Genomic DNA, 17,561 nt, shown 5'->3' on the forward strand with positions numbered 1-17,561 from the left:
CGCGTGTGCGTCAGGTCTCGCGCACGCCGTCTCCCATCCAGTCACCGGGGCGGGACCCGACCTGGGACGGCACAGGCGCTTCGGCCGGCGCCCGCCCGGCCTCGGCCAGTGCGGACCGCTCGTCCGCCTTGCGCTCCGACCGGTCCACCCAGAACGCGACGGCGAAGTAACCGAAGAAGCCCGAAGCAAGGCCGAAGCCATAGGTGGCGAACAGTTCGGGGTCGGCGAACCGGGTGTCGACCACGGCACCACCGCCGAGGGCTGCGATCACCGTCACCAGATCGCCGACCCGCGACCCTTGGGAACGTCTCAGCGTCCGGTAGGCGATCCATCCGATGACCAGGCCGAAAGCTCCGGCCCCCCAAAGGCTCAGTGCCGACACCTGCATTGCCCCTCCATCCGTCGAGCCACTCACACGGCAAGCCGAGAACGGTACCGGCACCGATGCCCGTCGTAACCCTTTTTCCCTTTTCCTGCCCCGAATTCGGGCCTCGGTGGACGGCGAGCCCGCGGAGTTGTCCGGTGCGCGGCTGCCGAGCCCGCCGTCGCCGAGCAACTCGGACCGAACAGCCGGATCATCGACCGGGAGACGGCACGACACTCAGGTCGATCCCCTCGGGGCCGGGATCTACGGGCGCCCGCTCAGGCGTGCGCGCAGCAGGTTGGGGTCGGTGGCCGTGGTGTAGGCGGCGCTGAGCACGTACACGTCGTTGCCGCGCAGCGCTACGGAGGTGGGGTTGTGAAGTCCGTCGGCGGCGTCCAGGACGGTGGTGCTGGTGCATGCGGCAGCCGCGGGCGCGGTGCCGAGGACGAGGGCGAGGACGAGGGCGAGGGCGAGGGCGAGGACGAGGGCGAGGGCGAGGACGAGAGATGCTTCGGGGGCGGCCGTGCTCGTGCTGCCGGCCGGCGGGCGGCCGTGGGACCCTCCGACCGGCGGGTGTGGGGCCGTCCGGCCATGTGGACAGCCCGACGAGGTGGTGGACAGCCCGGCAGCGGGACGCTCCGGCGGATGCGTACGCGCCGGGCGCCCTCGGGCGGCGGAGGGGCTCGGGTCAGGTGGTGCGGGTTTCGGTGCCGTGGCGCGGCCGGGTCGATTCCCGCGGTGCGGTGGTGTGGACGAGCAGGGTCAGGGCTGTCGCGGACGGGGAGCCGGGGGCGGCCGTGGCCACCACCAGGGACGGTCCGCATCCTTGCGGGCTCTGGAGGGTCTGCTGGGTGACCGCCAGCGTCCCGGCCAGCGGGTGGCGCATCTCGTAGTCGGCGACATCGCAGGCCTGGATCCGGTGATCGGCCCACATCGTGGCGAACTCCGGGCTGTGCATGGCCAGTTCGCCGATCAGTGCGGCAAGCAGCGGATCGTCCGGGAAGCGGCCGGCCGTCAGGCGCAGATTGCCCACCACGGCACGGGCCTTGGCGGGCCAGTCGCTGTACAGCTCGCGGGTGTGCGCGTCGAGGAACACCAGCCTGGCCATGTTCGGCCGTCGGCCCGGGTCGTCGGGGCTGTCCGGATCGAGATGACCCGCGAACAGCCCGTGTCCCGGCCGGTTCCAGGCCAGGACATCGCTGCGGCGGCCGATGACGACGGCCGGTGTGCCCTCGATGGCCGCCAGCAGCGCGCTCGTTGCCGGCGGGACGCGTTCGACGGGCGGCCGGCCGGCGGCCCTCGACCGCCTTGGCGTACGGGCCAGGGTGTGCAGATGCGCACGCTCGGACTCGTCCAGGCGCAGGGCGCTCGCCACGGCGTCGAGCACCTCGCGCGAGGCGTTGCGTGACTGGCCCTGTTCCAGGCGGGTGTAGTAGGGCGCGCTGATGCCCGCGAGCATCGCGAGCTCCTCCCGCCGCAGCCCAGGAACCCGGCGCCGCTCACCGTAGGTCTGCAACCCGACGTCCTGGGGCCGCAGTTGGCCACGGCGTGCCTGGAGGAACTCGGCGAGGTGCCCGTGCTTGGTCATGGCACCGAGTATGCGCACCGCCGACGACCCGCGCCTCACCCCGCCGGGGTAGGGATCGGCGGGGTCTGGCTCGGCCCGGCCCCGGTCTCCAGGATGGGCCGCGTTCCTCTTCACCGCTTCCGGGAGAATCCATGAGCGCCACCACCTCCGAACCCCGCAACCCGTTGGCCGGGCTCGACCTGACTCCCTTCGCCTTCACCCGGCGTTGCTGGGTCGACGCGCCGCCGGACTCCGTCTACGGCCTGATCAGCGATGTGTCACTGATCGAGACGTGGAGTCCGAGCGCCGGCGGGGTGAGCTACGCGCCGGGCGACGGTCCGTGGGTCGGTGCCCGGTTCAGCGGACGCAACCGCCGGGACGGACGCGAATGGGTCACCCACTCCGAGGTGGTGCGGGCCGAGCCGGGCACCGCGTTCGCCTTCGTCGTCGGTGGAGCCGACCACGGCATCGTGCGCTGGGACTGGCACTTCCAGAAGCAGGGCCGGGGCAGCGTCGTCCGGCAGTCCTGGCAGTTGCTGCGCGCCGACCCGGTCCTGGGCGACACCCTCCAGGACGTCCGTTCGTTGCGGGAGCACATGGCCGACAGCGCGGAGTCCACCCTGCTCGCCCTGGCAGAGTGGATCGCCGACCGCCGCACCCTCGCCGACCGCCGCACCCGCTGACAGCGCGGGCCGCCGCCGCAGGGGCCGGCTCCGGACGCGGCTCCGGACGCGGCGTCCGCGAACGGCGAGGAGGCACGGCGGCAGCACCTTGACGGTGGAAGTACCGCGAGGCCGGCCGTCCTCGGCCACAGCGGCCCGCGCCGTCCCTGGCGAAGCCGAGCCGGGCCTTCCGTGGCGGTGTGGTCCATGAGGCCGGGGCGTCCCACTGCGTCATGGACCACGCAGGGCGTCGGAGACGGACTTCACGCCGCCGTGCGCGGTGAGGCCGCCGTCGACGGGGATCTCCGCGCCGGTGATGAAGGAGGCCTCGTCGGACAGCAGGAACACCACGAGCGGGGCGACCTCGTGCGCGGTGCCCGTGCGGCCGAGCGGTGTCTCGCGGACGTTCGCGTCGCGGAAGGCGGGCGCGGCGGAGGCGGTCATCTCGGTCTCGATGAAGCCGGGGTGGATCGTGTTCACGCGGATGCCGCGCGGGCCGAGCTCCGTCGCCGCGCTCTTCGACAGGCCGCGCAGGGCCCACTTGCTCGCCGTGTAGGCGACCGGGTAGTGGCCGGTGAGGGCGGCGGCGGAGCCGACGTTGACGATGGAGGAACCCGGCGGCATCAGCGGTGCCAGGTGCTGGATGCCGAGCAGCGGTCCGGTGACGTTGACGGCGTGGACGCGGGCGAAGTCCTCGGGCCGTACGTCACCGAGGCGGGCGCGCCAGGTGATGCCCGCGTTGTTGACCAGGCCGTGCACCTCGCCGTACGACTCCCGCAGGGCCGCGGCCAGTTCGGCCCAGTCGTCCTCGCCGGTGACGTCGAGGCGCCGGCAGTCGCCCGTCGGCCGGGCGTCGGTGGCGACGACCCGGGCACCCTCGTGGGCCAGGGCCGCGGCCTGTGCCGCGCCCTGGCCGCGGGCCGCGCCGGTGACGACCACGACCTTGCCGAGGAGCCTCCCCCGGTGCGGACCGCTCACGGCCGCTCCCGGGTACGGCGTCGGGCGGCGGGGAGCGGCACCGGATCGGCGCCCGCCACCACCGTGTTGGAGACCGTGCCGATGCCCTCCACGGTGAGGGTGACCGTGTCACCGGGCTTCAGCGGCGGCGGTGACTGCTGTCCGCGTACCCCCCACAGCTCCGCCAGGCAGCCGCCGTTGCCGCAGGTGCCCGAGCCGAGCACGTCGCCGGGGCGGACGACGGTGCCCCGCGAGGCGTAGGCGACCATCTCCTCGAAGGTCCAGCTCATGTTCGACAGCAGGTCCTCGCCGACGACCTCGCCGTTCACGGCGGCGGTCAGTGCCAGGCGCAGGAAGCCCTCGGTGTCCCGGTACGGCTCCAGCTCGTCCGCGGTGACCAGGTACGGCCCGAGGGTGGCGGCCGTGTCCTTTCCCTTGCACGGGCCGAGGCGGACCTGCATCTCCCGGGACTGGAGGTCCCGGGCCGACCAGTCGTTGAAGACCGTGTAACCGATGATGTGGTCCCGTGCCTGTTCGGAGTTGAGGTCCCGTCCCTCGCGGCCGACGACCGCCGCGACCTCCAGCTCGAAGTCGAGGAGGTGGCTGCCCGGCGGCACCGGCACGTCGTCGTGGGCGCCGACCACCGCGTACGGATTGGTGAAGTAGAACGTCGGGGCGTCGTACCAGGCTTCCGGCACCCCGCCGGCCCCGTCCACGGACCGCCGTACCCCTTCCACGTGTTCCTCGAAGGTGACGAAGTCCCGCACGGTGGGCGGCTCCAGCGGCGGCAGCAGCCGCACCTCGGACACCTGGGGTCCGGCCGGAGCGCCGAGGGCGGCGGCGCCGACGCCGAGCAGCGCGTCGAGGCCGTCGCCGGACCGGATCAGCTCCGTGAGCGAGCGCGCGCCGGGCACCGGACGGAGGGTGCCGTCCTCGTCGACGACGGCGACCCGGCGCCGGTGCTGGTGTTCGTAGGTGGCGAAACGCATGGACGGCTCCAGGCTCCGGGGTGGCTCGGGGGTGGCGGGGTGCCTCTGAGGGGGGCGGGGGGTCAGACGGGCGGGGCGACGAACACGCCGCGGTCGACGTCGTTGAACGACTCCTTGGCGACGAGTTCGTTCATGGGGTTGGCGGTGCCCCACTGGTCGGCGATCTCGGGCCGGGAGAAGTCGTAGACGTGCGGGTGCCAGGTGTCCTCGTCGAGCAGCTCCAGCTCCGTCGTGTACTCGACGGTGTTGCCCTGCGGGTCGAGGAAGTAGGTGAAGGTGTTGTCGCCTGCCGTGTGCCGCCCCGGGCCCCAGAGCTTGCGGGCCCCCGAGCGGATCACCCGGCCGGAGCCGCGCAGGTACTCGTCGATACCGCGCATCTCGAAGGAGACGTGGTGCAGCGAGGTGTGCGGGCCCTGGGCGATCGCCATGGAGTGGTGCTGGTTGCTGATCCGCATGAAGTGCATGGCCTCACCCATCCGGGGATGCATGAGGGTGTCGGAGAGCCGGAAGCCCAGGTGGCGTTCGTACCACTCCCGAGTGACGTTCAGGTCGGGGGAGTTGAGGACGACGTGCGAGAGCTTGACCGGGATGGCCTCCTTCTCCTCGATCTTGCGGTGCTGCCGGGTCCCGACGTCCGCCGAGACCTCGACGGTGCGGCCGTCGACGTCGAAGAAGCGGAATCCGTAGCCGCCGCCCGGGGTCTCGATCCTGCCCGGCCGCGTGACCAGCCGGACGCCCCCGGCGAGGAGTCGCTCGGCCAGGGTGTCCACGTCCGCCGGGCTCGCCGCGCCGTAGGAGATCAGGTCGAGGCGCTTCTCGTCGGCCTTGCGCAGTCGTACGACGTAGTTCTCGGGGCTGCCCTCGGCGGCCAGGAAGGAGATCCCGGAGTCCTCGGCGACCTTGGTCAGGCCCCAGACGCCGGCGTAGAAGTCGAGTTGCCTGTCGTAGTCGGGCACGGCGAGGTCGACGTGCCGCAGGTGGGTGAGCAGACGCATGGGGGTCAGTCCTTCCGGAGGAGGGCGGCGGCGTTGCCGCCTCGTACGGCGTGGAAGTCGGCGTCGGGCAGCCGGGCCGCGCGCAGCGCGCCGACGGGGTCCTCGGTGCCCATGTCGAAGGGGAAGTCCGAGCCGAGGAGTACGCGGTCTGCGCCGACCGCGCGGATCAACTCCCGCAGGACGTGCGGGTCGTGGACCAGCGAGTCGAAGTACAGCCGCCTGAGGTAGCTGCTGGGCCGGTGGGCGCAGCCGGCTCCCGCGTCGGCGCGCGCCGACCAGGCGTGGTCGGAGCGGCCGATGTGGGTGGGCAGATAGCCGCCGCCGTGTGCGGCGATCAGCGTCAGGCCGGGGTGCCGGTCCAGCACCCCGGAGAAGATCAGGTGGGAGAGGGCGACCGCGTTCTCGGTCGGCTGGCCCACGGTGTTGGACAGGTACCAGCGGTCCAGCCGCTCGTCGAGCGTGCAGCCGAAGGGATGCAGGAAGAGGATCGCGCCGGTCTCCTCGGCCCGCGCCCAGAAGGGTTCGTACGCCGGGTCGGACAGTTCCCGGCCCTGGGCGTGGGAGGAGATCTCGACTCCCGACAGGCCTTGTTCCAGGGCGTGTTCGAGGGCGCGTACGGCCAGGTCCGGGTGCTGGAGCGGAGCGAGTCCGAGCCCCTTCAGCCGGTCGGGCGCCAGGGCGCAGTGCGCGGCGGTCGCCTCACCCGCGAGCCGGTACAGCTTCTCGGCGGTCTCCTCGTCCGCCCAGTGGTGGTAGTGCGAGGGTGACGGACTGACCAGCTGCACGTCCACGCCCTGCGCGTCCATGGCGGCCAGCCGTACGGTGACATCGGTCAGCCGCGGGAGGCGCTCACGGACCATGGGGCCGCTGACGGCCAGGGAGGCGGGGCCGTTGCGCCGGGCGTCCAGCTCCCTGGCCGCGGTCAGTCCGGGAAGCCCGGCGACGAGGGCGTCGACCTCGGGGAGCAGGACGTGGGCGTGCACGTCGACGGTCGGCGACGTCCGGTCGGTCACGGCAGCTCCTTGAGCATCGTCATCGTCCGGCCGATCAGGCCCGGCACGTCGGCGTCGCGGACGCCGTCCAGCTGCCACTGCCCGAGCTGCACGGACGCCTCGACCACGGCCCGCACCCGGGGGATGCGGCGCTCGTGGTACCGCTGGAGCAGGTCGTCGTCCCAGTCCCGGCCGGCGGTGAGGAGTTCGACGAGGACGGAGGCGTCCTCCAGGGACATGGCCGCGCCCTGCGCGAGGGTGGGCGGGCAGCAGTGCGCGGCGTCGCCGACCAGCACCACCCGGCCGCGGTGCCAGGAGCCCTCGACCAGCAGCCGGTCGAACCAGGTGTAGTTGACCTTCGCCGGGTCCGTGATGTGCGGGGTGATCTCGGCCCAGTGGCCGCCGTATCCCCGCGTGAGCCGGCGCATCTCGTCGGCGTAGCGGGCCGGATCGATCGAGGCGCGGTCGCGGCACGCCTCGACGACGTAGGCGTAGAGGGTGTGCTCGCTGGTCGGGCAGTAGCCGGCGATGTACGCCGGGCCGCCGTAGGCCAGGTCGGTGCGCACCAGGCCCGCGGGGCGCGGCGCGGTGGTGCGCCAGATGGCCATGCCGGTCGGCTCGGGTCTCGCCGTGATGCCGATGGCGGCGCGGGTCGCGGAGTTGAGTCCGTCGGCGGCGATCACCAGGTCGTACCGGGCGGTGGAGCCGTCGCTGAAGCGCGCCGAGACGCCTTCGGCGTCCTGCTCCAGGGTCTCGGCGGTGGTGCCCAGGCGGACGCCGGCGCCACTGGCGCGGACGGCGTCGATGAGGATCTGCTGCAACCGGGGCCGCTGCATGCCCAAGGTGGCGGGCAGGTCGTCACCGCCGGTCCGGATGTCCTCGGCCTCGTGGAGAACGGTGCCGTCGGGAGTGACGACGCCCAGCGAGCCGAAGGCCCAGCCGGAGGATGCGACCTGGTCCAGGACCCCGAGGTCGCGCAGCACGCGCAGGGCGTTGCCCTGGAGGGTGATGCCGGAGCCGGTCGTGGCGTTCCAGTCGGGCCTGGCCTCGATCAGGTCCACGGCGACGCCGGCGCGCCGCAGCAGGACGGTCACGGCGCTGCCCGCGGCGCCGCCGCCGATGACGAGGACCGTGCGGGGTGTGGTCATGGGAAGCTCCCTTGTCACGCGGGCTACTTGACCGCGACCGGGTTGACGGGTGAGCCGACGGCTCCGGTGATGGGCAGGGGCGCGGCGGTGAGCCAGAACGCGTACCGGCCGTCCGCCGCGCAGTCGGCGGCGAGCGCGTCGAGGTCCCACATCTCCCCGATGAGCAGGCCCATGTTGGGGATGGCGACCTGGTGCAGGGGCTGGAAGGCCGCGTCGAACTCGTTCGGCCGTACCTCGAAGCCCCAGGTGTCGGTGGCGATCGCGGCGATCTCGGTGCGGTGCAGCCAGCCGGCCGTGGTGAAGGACAGGCCGGGCGAGTCGCCGCCCGCGTAGTCGCCCCAGCCCTCGCGCCGGGCCCGGGCCAGCCGTCCGGTCCGCACGACGACGATGTCCCCGCGGCCGACCGCCACGCCGTGCGCGTCGGCGGTCGCGGCGAGGTGCTCCTCGGTGATGGCGAACCCGTCGGGCAGCTCTCCCCCGCTCTCGGCTCCGCTCGAACGGGAGGTGCCCCCACCCGTTCCGATGACTCGGCCGACGTCGAGGAGGACCCCGCGTCCCGCGACGTACGGCGCCATGTGCTCGATGCCGGTGACGAGGTCGCCGTCCGAGGTGACGACCTGCTCGGCCGGCCGGCCGTTCCACGCCTTGCCGTGGTCGAAGATGTGGCCGAGCCCGTCCCACTGGGTGGAGCACTGGAGCGGCATCGCGATCACGTCGTCGGCGCCGCCGATGCCGTGCGGGAAGCCCTGGGTGCCGAGGGCGGCGTCGGTGCCGGTGTCGAGCATGGTGTGCACCGGGTTGGTGCGCCGCCGCCAGCCCTTCTGCGGGCCGTTCATGTCGAAGGACTGCGCGAGTGAGAAACTGACTCCCCGGCGGACCAGTGCGGCGCCTTCGCGGCGCTTCGCCTCGTCGAGGAAGTTCAGGGTGCCCAGCACGTCGTGCTCGCCCCAACGCCCCCAGTTGGAATAGGACTTGGCCGCCTCGGCGATCGCGCCCTCGGGGTCGTGGCGGTCCGGGCTCACGACGCCTCCCGCGCGATACAGCGGGTGCGCTGGGCACCGAGCCCGGTGATCGAGCCGTCCATGACGTCACCGTCGCGCAGCAGCCGTCCCCAGTGCATGCCGTTGCCGGCCGGTGAGCCCGTCAACACCAGGTCACCGGGCAGGAGCCGGGCGGTCTGCGAGGCGTACGACACCAGCCGGGCGATACCGAAGAGCATGTCCCTGGTGGACTCGTCCTGCATGGTCTCGCCGTTCAGCTTCAGGGTGACCCGCAGGTCGCCCGGGTCGGCGATCGACGCGGCCGGCACGATCCAGGGGCCGAGTGGGGTGAAGCCGGGCGCGTTCTTGCTGCGCAGCCAGTCCGTGCCGATGGCCTTCATGTCCCGACGGAAGACGGTGGCACGGTCGGTGAGGTCGTTGGCGATCGTGTACCCGGCGACGTGCGCCAGGGCCTCCGACACGGACACCCGGTAGGCCGGCCTGCCGATGACGACCGCCAACTCCAGCTCCCAGTCGGGCTGTTCGGCCCAGGAGGGCAGAACGACGTCGTCGTAGGGGCCGGTGATCGCGCTCGGCAGACCGATGAACACGTACGGCAGGTCCTCCGCCGCCCGCCGGTCCATGACCTCGGCGATCTCCGCACGGGCCGCTTCCGGTGTGCGCGGGTCGTCGGGCGCGCGGTGGGCGACCTCCAGGTCGATCACGTGCTGCCGGTAGTTGGCCCCGGACTGGAAGACCTGGCGGGGCTCGAGCGGAGCGTGCACCCGCAGTCCGTCGAGCGGCTGCCAGGCGTCGGCGGTGTCGGTGTGGCTGTCGGTGCCGTTCGCCGCGAGGGCGCCCAGGCGCGGCAGCACCTCGTCCCAGCGCTCGAAGAGCCGCCGGGTCGTCAGGGCGGGGTCGCCGAAGGCGGTACGAAGGTCCAGCACCCGCCCTTCGGGGACCACGAGGCCGGGGAAAGACGCCTGGTCAGGGGCGGAGAGGGTGCCGAGGGCGAAGGGTCCGGAGAAGGACGCGGAAGGGGCTGCGGGTTTCACTGACATGTCCTCCTGATTGCGATGCGACTAATCTGGCCCCACCTCTCGTAATCTGGGAAATCGATTCTTTGGATATCGATCATCCATCGCATGAATAAAGTCGCCTGTGGCGGCCTCGGTGTGGAGGCGTTGTGTACCTGTCCGGCCTCGATCTCAACCTCGTCCTGTCCCTGCGGGCGCTGCTGGAGGAACGCAACGTCACCCGGGCCGGGCAGCGCATCGGGCTCAGCCAGCCCGCCATGAGCGCGGCCCTGGCCCGTCTGCGCCGCCACTTCGACGACGAGCTGCTCTCCCGCGTCGGCGGCCAGTACGAGCTCACGGCCCTGGGACGGGCGTTGCTCGACCGCACCGCCACCGCCTGTGACCTGCTGGAAAGGGTGTTCAGCAGCAGGGCCGAGTTCGTTCCGGGCGGCGAGGAGCACGAGTTCACCCTGCTCTCCTCCGACTACGCCGTCGCCGTGTTCGGCGCCGAACTCGCCCGGACCGTGCACGCCGAGGCTCCCGGCGTGCGGCTGCGCTTCCAGCGGCCTCCGACCGATGTGACGGAGGAGACGGCGAACCTGCTCAGCACGGCCGACGGACTGCTGATGCCGCACGGCGTCATCAGCGGCTTCCCCACCGTCGAGCTGTTCACCGACGGCTGGGCCTTTCTCGTCGCCGACACCAACGACGAGGTGGGCGACCGGCTGACCATGGACCACCTGGCACGGCTGCCCTGGGTCACCTACCAGCGCACCTACGACGCCCCCGCCGCCCGCCAGCTGAGCATGCTCGGCATCGAACCGCGCGTCGAGGTCTCCGTCGACAGCTTCCAGGTGCTGCCGTTCCTGGTGGCCGGCACCCGCCGGATCGCCCTGGTGCAGCAGCGACTGGCCGAGCAGTTGCGCGGGGTGGCCGCGGTACGGGTCATGGCGGCGCCGTACGAGGTGGTCCCCCTCCAGGAAGCCCTGTGGTGGCACCCGGTCCACACCCACGACGCGGCGCACATGTGGCTGCGCGACACCGCGGCCCGCGTGGGAGCGGAGCTGAGCGCGCCCGCATCCGGCCCCCGGGCCAGATCAGCCGCATCGGCCGCATCAGCCGCATCAGCCGCATCCAGGGCATGAATGATCCACATCTTCGATCTCGATCGGCCGGGGGCTAGGCAGGTCCTGCGCGGTACCTCATAGTCGTCTCAACCCGGCACCGGAGCCGCACCGCTCACCGCCGCCGGGGCGGCGCAGACCCCGGTGAGCCGGACCTTCGCGACGCCACGGCGATCATCGGTGCCCCCACGCTCCGGCCCCGCCGCGCGCTCCGGAGCCGCCCCGAGTTCCGGATCGGCCATGTGGTGTTCCGGACCTGCCCCGAGTTCCGGATCCGCCATGTGTTCCGGGCGGTCTCATCGAGACGGCCGCGCCCCCGTCCCCCTCCCGATACGCCAGGTGGAGTTCCCGCATGCCCGCACCCGTGCCTCCCTTGCCGTCCCCGCCCCTCGCCGCCGTCGAGGACGCGCCGTCCGAGCAGCCCGTGTCCGGAGCCGGCCACCGGCTTCGCATCACAATGCTGATGGCCGGCAGCTGCCTGCCCATCCTGGGCGCCGTGCTCATCGCTCCCGTCCTGCCGCGGATGCGGGACCACTTCGCCGGCACACCCGGCGTCGAGGCGCTGGTCCCCATGGCCCTGACGATCCCGGCCCTTTCCCTGGCACTGCTGGCGCCCTTCGCCGGCGTCGTCGTCGACCGGCTCGGCCGTAAACGCCTCCTCGTGATCGCCACCGCGTTCTACGCCGTCGTCGGCACCGCTCCGCTGTGGCTGGACTCCCTCGGCGCCGTCGTCGCAAGCCGCGCCCTCGTCGGTGTCGTCGAAGCCGCCATCATGACCTGCTGCACCACACTGATCGGCGACTACTACTCCGGCCGGCAACGCGACCGCTACCTCGCCATGCAGACGATGTGCGCCTCGATCTCCGCGACGGCCTTCTTCGTGCTGGGCGGCGCGGCGGGATCGGCCGGCTGGCGCACACCGTTCTGGGCCTACGCCGTCAGCCTGCTCCTCGCCCCCGCCATGGCCGCCTTCCTGCCCCGCCCCCGGCCGACCGGCGACACCACCGCACCCTCCACCGTCGCGCCCGCCGACGCGACCACCGGCTCCGCCCCTGCCGCACCCCCGGAGCCGGCCGGGCGCGCCTTCCCCTGGCGGCCGCTGGCCGGGACGTGCGCGCTCACCGTCTTCGGCGCCGTCCTCTTCTACACCGTCCAGGTGGAGATGGCCTTCCTCCTCGACGACATGGGCGTGACCGACCCCGGCATGATCGGCCTCGCCATCGCCGCCTCCAGCCTCGCGACCGTGATCGGCGCGGTCGTCTTCACCCGGCTCGGCCGCACCGCGGACGCCTGGCTGCCCGCCGTCTTCGCCCTGTGCGCACTCGGCTTCGCCGTGATCTGGCTCGCCCCTTCTCCCGTCGTCCTGACCGTCGGCGCCATGATCAACTGCTTCGGCGGCGGCATCATGCTGCCGAGCCTGCTCACCCTCGCCCTGTCGAGGCTCGACTACGCCGACCGCGGCCGCGGCACCGGACTGTGGACGGGTTCGTTCTTCATCGGCCAGTTCATCTGCCCACTCGTGGTCCTCGCGCTGACCTCGGCCGTCGGGAGCCTGACAGGAGCGCTGGGCGTGCTCGCCCTCGCCGGATCCGTGGGGGCGGTCGCTCTCGGCCTCGCCGGCCGCCGGCGGGTACCCCTCGCCGCGAGCTGACGGCTGACGGCTGACGGCTGACGGCTGACGGCTGACGGCTGACGGCTGACGGCTGACGATCTTCCCGCGCGCGAGCGGCGGGACGCGGGGCGCCGCAGCTCAGGAGTCGGCCGGGCCCAGCCAGGCGCCGATGCCGGCGAGGGCGCCACTCCCGTAGTCGGAGTCTACGTCGCCTGCCAGGTCGGCGATGGTGACGGACCCCGGGGACGCGCGCCACGCCGACTCGGCGCAGGCCATGGCACGGGAGATCGCGCACGGCGCGGTACAGGCCTCGGGCGGAGTCGCCGGCGGGACCCGGACCATTCCCGGATCCCGCCGGCTCCCCACGCGTCGCGTGACGCCATCAGCCCTTGGCCGCGAGGTCTTCGAGCGCGATGTTGAGCTCCAGGACGTTCACCCGGGGCTCGCCGATGAAGCCGAGGGTGCGGCCGTCGGTGTGCTCGTCGACCAGCCGCTGGACCCGGGCGACGGACAGGCCGTTGCGCTCGGCGATCCGATGGACCTGGATGTCCGCGTACTGCGGGGAGATGTCCGGGTCCAGGCCGGATCCCGAGGACGTGACGGCGTCGGCGGGCACGTCGGAGGGGCGGACCCGGTAGCCGGCGGTCGAGTTGTCCCTGACGACGGCCGCCTTGGCGGCGGTCACCCAGTCGATCAGGTCCTGGTCGTCCGCGGACCGGTTGGTGGCGCCGGACAGGATCAGCTTGTACCGGGTGTTGACGCTGTTGGTGCCGAGGCCGTTCTGCGGGCGGCCCTGGAACCACTTCAGGTCGGGCTCCGGGGTCTCCTGGCCCTTCTTGAGCGGCAGGTTGTACGACTGCCCGATGAGCGAGGAGCCGACGACCCTGCCGTCCGCCTCGATCTCGGAGCCGTTCGCCCTGCCGCCGAACAGCCCCTGGGCGATGCCGGTGACGACCAGCGGATAGAGGACACCGGTCACCAGGGTCAGCACGAGCAGGGCGCGCAGGCCCGCCCCGAGCAACCGGGCGGTGTTGGTCAGGGAGTTGTTCATGGCGTTCAGCCGATCCCGGGGATGAGGGAGATGAGCAGGTCGATGAGCTTGATCCCGACGAAGGGCGCGACCAGGCCGCCGAGGCCGTAGATCGTCAGGTTGCGGCGGAGCATCCTGTCCGCGCTCACCGGCCGGTACCGCACGCCCCTCAGGGACAGCGGGACCAGGGCGATGATGATCAGCGCGTTGAAGACGACTGCGGCCAGGATCGCGGAGTCCGGGGAGGTCAGGCCCATGATGTTGAGCCGGTCCAGGCCCGGGTAGACCGCCGCGAACAGCGCCGGGATGATCGCGAAGTACTTCGCGACGTCGTTGGCGATGGAGAACGTCGTCAACGCGCCCCGGGTGATGAGGAGTTGCTTGCCGATCTCGACGATCTCGATGAGCTTGGTCGGGTCGGAGTCGAGGTCGACCATGTTGCCGGCCTCCTTCGCGGCCGACGTACCCGTGTTCATCGCCACCCCGACATCGGCCTGGGCGAGAGCCGGGGCGTCGTTGGTGCCGTCGCCGGTCATCGCGACGAGCTTGCCGCCCGCCTGCTCCCGCTTGATGAGCGCCATCTTGTCCTCGGGGGTCGCCTCCGCGAGGAAGTCGTCGACACCGGCCTCCTCGGCGATCGCCTTCGCCGTCAGCGGGTTGTCGCCCGTGATCATGACGGTCCTGATGCCCATCCGGCGCAGTGCGTCGAACCGCTCACGCATGCCGTCCTTGACGACGTCCTTGAGGTGGACGACGCCCAGCACCCGTGCGCCGTCGGCGTCCTCGACGGCCACGAGCAGCGGCGTGCCACCCGCCTCTGAGATCCGGTCGGTGAGCGCGCCGACGTCCTCGGACACCTCACCGCCCCGCTCCCGCACCCAGGCGACGACCGAACCGGCCGCGCCCTTGCGGATCCTGCGCCCGTCGACGTCCACGCCCGACATCCGGGTCCGGGCGGTGAAGGCGATCCACCCCGCGCCGGACAGCTCGCCCTGGTGGCGCTCCCTCAACCCGTACCCCTCCTTCGCCAGGACGACGACGGAACGGCCCTCCGGCGTCTCGTCGGCCAGGGACGACAGCTGGGCGGCGTCGGCGAGTTCGGCCCCGGTGGTGCCGCGTACCGGCACGAACCCGGCGGCCCGGCGGTTGCCCAGGGTGATGGTGCCGGTCTTGTCGAGCAGCAGGGTCGAGACGTCCCCCGCGGCCTCGACGGCCCGGCCGGACATGGCCAGGACGTTCCGCTGCACCAGCCGGTCCATACCCGCGATGCCGATCGCGGAGAGCAGCGCGCCGATCGTGGTGGGGATGAGGCAGACCAGCAGCGCCACCAGCACGACCATCGTCAGGTGCGTGCCCGCGTAGTCCGCGAAGGGCGGCAGCGTCGCCACCGCCAGCAGGAAGGCGATCGTGAGCGAGGCGAGCAGGATGTTCAGCGCGATCTCGTTCGGCGTCTTCTGCCGGGCCGCGCCCTCGACCAGGCTGATCATCCGGTCGATGAACGTCTCGCCCGGCTTCGTCGTGATCCTGACGACGATCCGGTCGGAGAGGACCTTCGTGCCACCGGTGACGGCGCTGCGGTCACCGCCGGACTCGCGGATGACGGGCGCCGACTCACCGGTGATCGCCGACTCGTCGACGCTCGCGACACCCTCGACGACGTCACCGTCACCCGGGACGACGTCACCGGCCTCGCAGACGACGAGGTCGCCGACCCTCAACTCGGTTCCCGGGACCGGCTCCTCGCAGTCCCCGGCGAGCCGTCGGGCCACCGTGTCGGTCTTGGACCTGCGCAGGGTGTCGGCCTGCGCCTTGCCCCGGCCCTCGGCGACGGCTTCCGCCAGGTTGGCGAAGAGCACGGTCAGCCACAGCCAGGCGCTGATGGTCCAGCCGAACCAGTCGCCCGGGTCCTTGACGGAGAAGACGGTGGTCAGCAGGGAGCCGATCCACACCACGAACATCACGGGCGACTTGACCATCACCCGCGGATCGAGCTTGCGGAAGGCCTCCGGCAGGGACCTGACGAGTTGCCCGGGGTCGAACAGGCCCGCCCCTACGCGGCCCTGGTCCTGGTGACCGGTCGGCACATCCTGGTGCGGCGCCCGCGTGGGGACGGCTGTGGACATCGGGTCCTCTTGCTTCGTCACGTCGGTGGTCATGACGCCAGCCCTTCGGCGAGCGGTCCCAGCGCGAGCGCGGGGAAGTAGGTCAGGCCGGTGATGATCAGGATCGCGCCCACCAACAGGCCGGTGAACAAGGGCTTTTCGGTACGCAGGGTGCCCGCCGTCGCCGGGACCGGCCTCTGTTCGGCGAGCGAGCCGGCCATGGCCAGCACGAACACCATCGGCAGGAAGCGGCCGAGGAGCATCGCGACGCCCAGGCTGCTGTTGAACCACTGCGTGCCCGCGTTCAGACCGGCGAAGGCCGAGCCGTTGTTGTTGGACGCCGAGGTGTAGGCGTAGAGGATCTCGGAGAAGCCGTGCGCGCCGGAGTTGGTCATGGAGTCGCCCGGTGTGGGCAGGGCCATCGCGGCGGCGGTGAGGACGAGCACCAGGGCGGGGGTGACGAGGATGTACAGGGCCGCGAACTTGATCTCGCGGGTGCCGATCTTCTTGCCCAGGTACTCGGGGGTCCGGCCGACCATCAGACCGGCGATGAACACCGCGACGACCGCCATGATCAGCATGCCGTACAGGCCGGATCCGGTACCGCCGGGCGCGATCTCGCCCAGCATCATGCCGAGCAGGGTGATGCCGCCGCCCAGGCCGGTGAAGGAGGAGTGGAAGGAGTCCACCGCGCCGGTCGAGGTGAGCGTGGTCGCCACCGCGAAGATCGAGGACGAGCCGACGCCGAAGCGGACCTCCTTGCCCTCGTACGCCCCGCCGGCGAGCTCCAGCGCGGGGCCGTGGTGGGCGAACTCGGTCCACATCATCAGAGCCGTGAAGCCGACCCAGACGGTGGCCATGGTCGCGAGGATCGCGTAACCCTGCCTGACGGAGCCGACCATGACGCCGAAGGTGCGGGTCAGCGCGAGCGGGATCACCAGCAGCAGGAAGATCTCGAAGAGGTTCGTGAACGGGGTCGGGTTCTCGAACGGGTGGGCGGAGTTGGCGTTGAAGTAGCCGCCGCCGTTGGTGCCCAGCTCCTTGATGGCCTCCTGCGAGGCGACCGCACCGCCGTTCCACTGCTGCGAGCCGCCCATGAACCGGCCGACCTCGTGGATGCCGGAGAAGTTCTGCACGGCGCCGCAGGCGACCAGGACGATCGCGGCGACGACGGCGAGCGGCAGCAGGACACGGACGGTCCCGCGTACCAGGTCCGACCAGAAGTTGCCGAGTTCACCGGTTCGGGAGCGCGCGAAGCCGCGCACCAGCGCGACCGCGACGGCGATCCCGACGGCCGCGGAGACGAAGTTCTGCACGGCCAGACCGGCGGTCTGCACCACGTGGCCCATGGCCTGCTCGCCGTAGTAAGACTGCCAGTTGGTGTTGGTGACGAAGGACGCGGCGGTGTTGAACGCCTGGTCCGGGTCGATCGCCTCGAAGCCGAGTGAGCCGGGCAGATGTCCCTGGAGCCGCTGGAGCAGGTAGAGGAAGAGGACGCCGACCGCCGAGAAGGCGAGGACACCGCGCAGGTAGGCGGGCCAGCGCATCTGGGTGTCGGGGTCGGCACCGATGCCCTTGTAGATCCACTTCTCGACGCGCCAGTGCCGGTCGGAGGAGTAGACCCGGGCCATGTGGGTGCCGAGGGGGACGTAGGCGAGCGCCAGCGCCGCTATGAGAGCCAGCAGCTGGAGCACGCCGGCGAGGACGGGACCCATGGCCGCTCAGAACCTCTCCGGGAAGATCAGGGCGAGGACCAGATAGCCCAGCAGGGCGACGGCCACGACGAGGCCGACGATGTTCTCGGCGGTCACAGCTTGGTCACCCCCTTGGCGACGAGGGCCACCAGCGCGAAGACCGCGACCGTGGTGAGGACGAAGGCCGGATCGGCCATCGCGAACTCCTTGGAGAGGTTCGGAAAGAGGTACGGACAGGTCGAGAGAACACCGTCCGTGGCCGGAAAGGACCGTCGTTGACGCATCCCTGACGGGGGCGCCCACGCCTTTGACGCGGCCCTTACGGCCGG

18 protein-coding genes are annotated in these 17,561 nt (G+C 71.8%); 3 read left to right on the top strand and 15 right to left on the bottom strand.

Annotated elements, in window-relative coordinates; all coding sequences use genetic code 11:
• Positions 1–10: 10 nt before the first annotated feature.
• A complete protein-coding gene (locus tag QQM72_RS04240; RefSeq protein ID WP_314219407.1) occupies positions 11–388 on the bottom strand; it encodes a hypothetical protein in 378 nt (125 codons plus the stop codon).
• 664 nt (positions 389–1,052) lie between these two features.
• A complete protein-coding gene (locus QQM72_RS04245; protein WP_314219408.1) occupies positions 1,053–1,952 on the bottom strand; it encodes a helix-turn-helix domain-containing protein in 900 nt (299 codons plus the stop codon).
• Between the two features lie 131 nt (positions 1,953–2,083).
• Here QQM72_RS04245 and QQM72_RS04250 point away from each other — a divergent pair, with 131 nt between their 5' ends.
• On the top strand, positions 2,084–2,614 hold the full coding sequence (locus QQM72_RS04250; protein WP_314219409.1) for an SRPBCC family protein: 531 nt from the start codon (positions 2,084–2,086) through the stop codon (positions 2,612–2,614).
• Between the two features lie 210 nt (positions 2,615–2,824).
• On the opposite strand, the gene QQM72_RS04255 is transcribed toward QQM72_RS04250, so the two are convergent.
• The 7 genes from QQM72_RS04255 to QQM72_RS04285 all read right to left on the bottom strand — a co-directional run bounded on the left by QQM72_RS04255 (position 2,825) and on the right by QQM72_RS04285 (position 9,715).
• Positions 2,825–3,571: an SDR family oxidoreductase gene (locus QQM72_RS04255; protein WP_314219410.1), complete on the bottom strand. Its 747-nt coding sequence runs from the start codon at positions 3,569–3,571 to the stop codon at positions 2,825–2,827.
• The gene (locus tag QQM72_RS04260) at positions 3,568–4,539 is read right to left on the bottom strand and encodes a fumarylacetoacetate hydrolase family protein (protein ID WP_314219411.1); all 972 of its coding nucleotides are present in this window, start codon (positions 4,537–4,539) and stop codon (positions 3,568–3,570) included. The genes QQM72_RS04255 and QQM72_RS04260 overlap by 4 nt, the downstream gene beginning before the upstream one ends.
• Positions 4,540–4,601: 62 nt before the next feature.
• Positions 4,602–5,534, bottom strand: coding sequence for a VOC family protein (locus QQM72_RS04265; RefSeq protein WP_314219412.1), 933 nt, complete (start codon positions 5,532–5,534; stop codon positions 4,602–4,604).
• 5 nt (positions 5,535–5,539) lie between these two features.
• A complete protein-coding gene (locus QQM72_RS04270; RefSeq protein WP_314219413.1) occupies positions 5,540–6,547 on the bottom strand; it encodes an amidohydrolase family protein in 1,008 nt (335 codons plus the stop codon).
• Positions 6,544–7,674: an FAD-dependent oxidoreductase gene (locus tag QQM72_RS04275; protein WP_314219414.1), complete on the bottom strand. Its 1,131-nt coding sequence runs from the start codon at positions 7,672–7,674 to the stop codon at positions 6,544–6,546. Before QQM72_RS04275 ends, QQM72_RS04270 begins: the two co-directional genes overlap by 4 nt.
• Before the next feature lie 23 nt (positions 7,675–7,697).
• Positions 7,698–8,696, bottom strand: coding sequence for a cyclase family protein (locus QQM72_RS04280; RefSeq protein WP_314219415.1), 999 nt, complete (start codon positions 8,694–8,696; stop codon positions 7,698–7,700).
• Positions 8,693–9,715 (bottom strand): fumarylacetoacetate hydrolase family protein, encoded by a 1,023-nt coding sequence (locus tag QQM72_RS04285; RefSeq protein WP_314219416.1) that lies wholly within the window; start codon positions 9,713–9,715, stop codon positions 8,693–8,695. Before QQM72_RS04285 ends, QQM72_RS04280 begins: the two co-directional genes overlap by 4 nt.
• 125 nt (positions 9,716–9,840) lie before the next feature.
• On the opposite strand from QQM72_RS04285, the gene QQM72_RS04290 reads away from it, so the two are divergent.
• Complete coding sequence (locus QQM72_RS04290; RefSeq protein ID WP_314219417.1) at positions 9,841–10,815, top strand: LysR family transcriptional regulator; 975 nt, start codon at positions 9,841–9,843, stop codon at positions 10,813–10,815.
• Positions 10,816–11,146: 331 nt separating this feature from the next.
• Entirely contained in the window at positions 11,147–12,445 is a 1,299-nt protein-coding gene (locus tag QQM72_RS04295) for an MFS transporter (RefSeq protein ID WP_314219418.1), read from the top strand.
• Positions 12,446–12,544: 99 nt separating this feature from the next.
• On the opposite strand, the gene QQM72_RS04300 is transcribed toward QQM72_RS04295, so the two are convergent.
• The 6 genes from QQM72_RS04300 to QQM72_RS04325 are packed head-to-tail and all read right to left on the bottom strand — an operon-like array spanning position 12,545 to position 17,516.
• On the bottom strand, positions 12,545–12,748 hold the full coding sequence (locus QQM72_RS04300) for a hypothetical protein (protein ID WP_314219419.1): 204 nt from the start codon (positions 12,746–12,748) through the stop codon (positions 12,545–12,547).
• A 40-nt stretch (positions 12,749–12,788) separates the two neighbouring features.
• A complete protein-coding gene (locus QQM72_RS04305) occupies positions 12,789–13,457 on the bottom strand; it encodes a potassium-transporting ATPase subunit C (protein ID WP_314219420.1) in 669 nt (222 codons plus the stop codon).
• A gap of 5 nt (positions 13,458–13,462) precedes the next feature.
• Positions 13,463–15,559, bottom strand: a complete 2,097-nt coding sequence (gene kdpB, locus QQM72_RS04310) for a potassium-transporting ATPase subunit KdpB (RefSeq protein WP_399076071.1) — start codon at positions 15,557–15,559, stop codon at positions 13,463–13,465.
• A gap of 29 nt (positions 15,560–15,588) precedes the next feature.
• A complete protein-coding gene (gene kdpA, locus QQM72_RS04315) occupies positions 15,589–17,253 on the bottom strand; it encodes a potassium-transporting ATPase subunit KdpA (RefSeq protein ID WP_314219422.1) in 1,665 nt (554 codons plus the stop codon).
• Positions 17,254–17,259: 6 nt separating this feature from the next.
• Complete coding sequence (kdpF, locus tag QQM72_RS04320) at positions 17,260–17,349, bottom strand: K(+)-transporting ATPase subunit F (RefSeq protein WP_016434100.1); 90 nt, start codon at positions 17,347–17,349, stop codon at positions 17,260–17,262.
• Positions 17,346–17,516, bottom strand: a complete 171-nt coding sequence (locus QQM72_RS04325; RefSeq protein ID WP_314219423.1) for a hypothetical protein — start codon at positions 17,514–17,516, stop codon at positions 17,346–17,348. Before QQM72_RS04325 ends, kdpF begins: the two co-directional genes overlap by 4 nt.
• Between the last annotated feature and the right edge of the window lie 45 nt (positions 17,517–17,561).

The organism is Streptomyces zaehneri (assembly GCF_032248645.1).
GTDB classification, from domain to species: Bacteria; Actinomycetota; Actinomycetes; order Streptomycetales; family Streptomycetaceae; genus Streptomyces; species Streptomyces coriariae.

What these genes read in the sequence shown, in the direction of transcription:
- QQM72_RS04275 (WP_314219414.1), bottom strand. Translation starts at nt 7,674, where the DNA reads ATGACCACACCCCGCACGGTCCTCGTCATCGGCGGCGGCGCCGCGGGC.
- QQM72_RS04250 (WP_314219409.1), top strand. Translation starts at nt 2,084, where the DNA reads ATGAGCGCCACCACCTCCGAACCCCGCAACCCGTTGGCCGGGCTCGAC.
- QQM72_RS04240 (WP_314219407.1), bottom strand. Translation starts at nt 388, where the DNA reads ATGCAGGTGTCGGCACTGAGCCTTTGGGGGGCCGGAGCTTTCGGCCTG.
- QQM72_RS04285 (WP_314219416.1), bottom strand. Translation starts at nt 9,715, where the DNA reads ATGTCAGTGAAACCCGCAGCCCCTTCCGCGTCCTTCTCCGGACCCTTC.
- QQM72_RS04245 (WP_314219408.1), bottom strand. Translation starts at nt 1,952, where the DNA reads ATGACCAAGCACGGGCACCTCGCCGAGTTCCTCCAGGCACGCCGTGGC.
- QQM72_RS04325 (WP_314219423.1), bottom strand. Translation starts at nt 17,516, where the DNA reads ATGCGTCAACGACGGTCCTTTCCGGCCACGGACGGTGTTCTCTCGACC.
- kdpB (WP_399076071.1), bottom strand. Translation starts at nt 15,559, where the DNA reads ATGTCCACAGCCGTCCCCACGCGGGCGCCGCACCAGGATGTGCCGACC.
- QQM72_RS04300 (WP_314219419.1), bottom strand. Translation starts at nt 12,748, where the DNA reads ATGGTCCGGGTCCCGCCGGCGACTCCGCCCGAGGCCTGTACCGCGCCG.
- QQM72_RS04265 (WP_314219412.1), bottom strand. Translation starts at nt 5,534, where the DNA reads ATGCGTCTGCTCACCCACCTGCGGCACGTCGACCTCGCCGTGCCCGAC.
- QQM72_RS04305 (WP_314219420.1), bottom strand. Translation starts at nt 13,457, where the DNA reads ATGAACAACTCCCTGACCAACACCGCCCGGTTGCTCGGGGCGGGCCTG.
- QQM72_RS04260 (WP_314219411.1), bottom strand. Translation starts at nt 4,539, where the DNA reads ATGCGTTTCGCCACCTACGAACACCAGCACCGGCGCCGGGTCGCCGTC.
- kdpA (WP_314219422.1), bottom strand. Translation starts at nt 17,253, where the DNA reads ATGGGTCCCGTCCTCGCCGGCGTGCTCCAGCTGCTGGCTCTCATAGCG.
- QQM72_RS04295 (WP_314219418.1), top strand. Translation starts at nt 11,147, where the DNA reads ATGCCCGCACCCGTGCCTCCCTTGCCGTCCCCGCCCCTCGCCGCCGTC.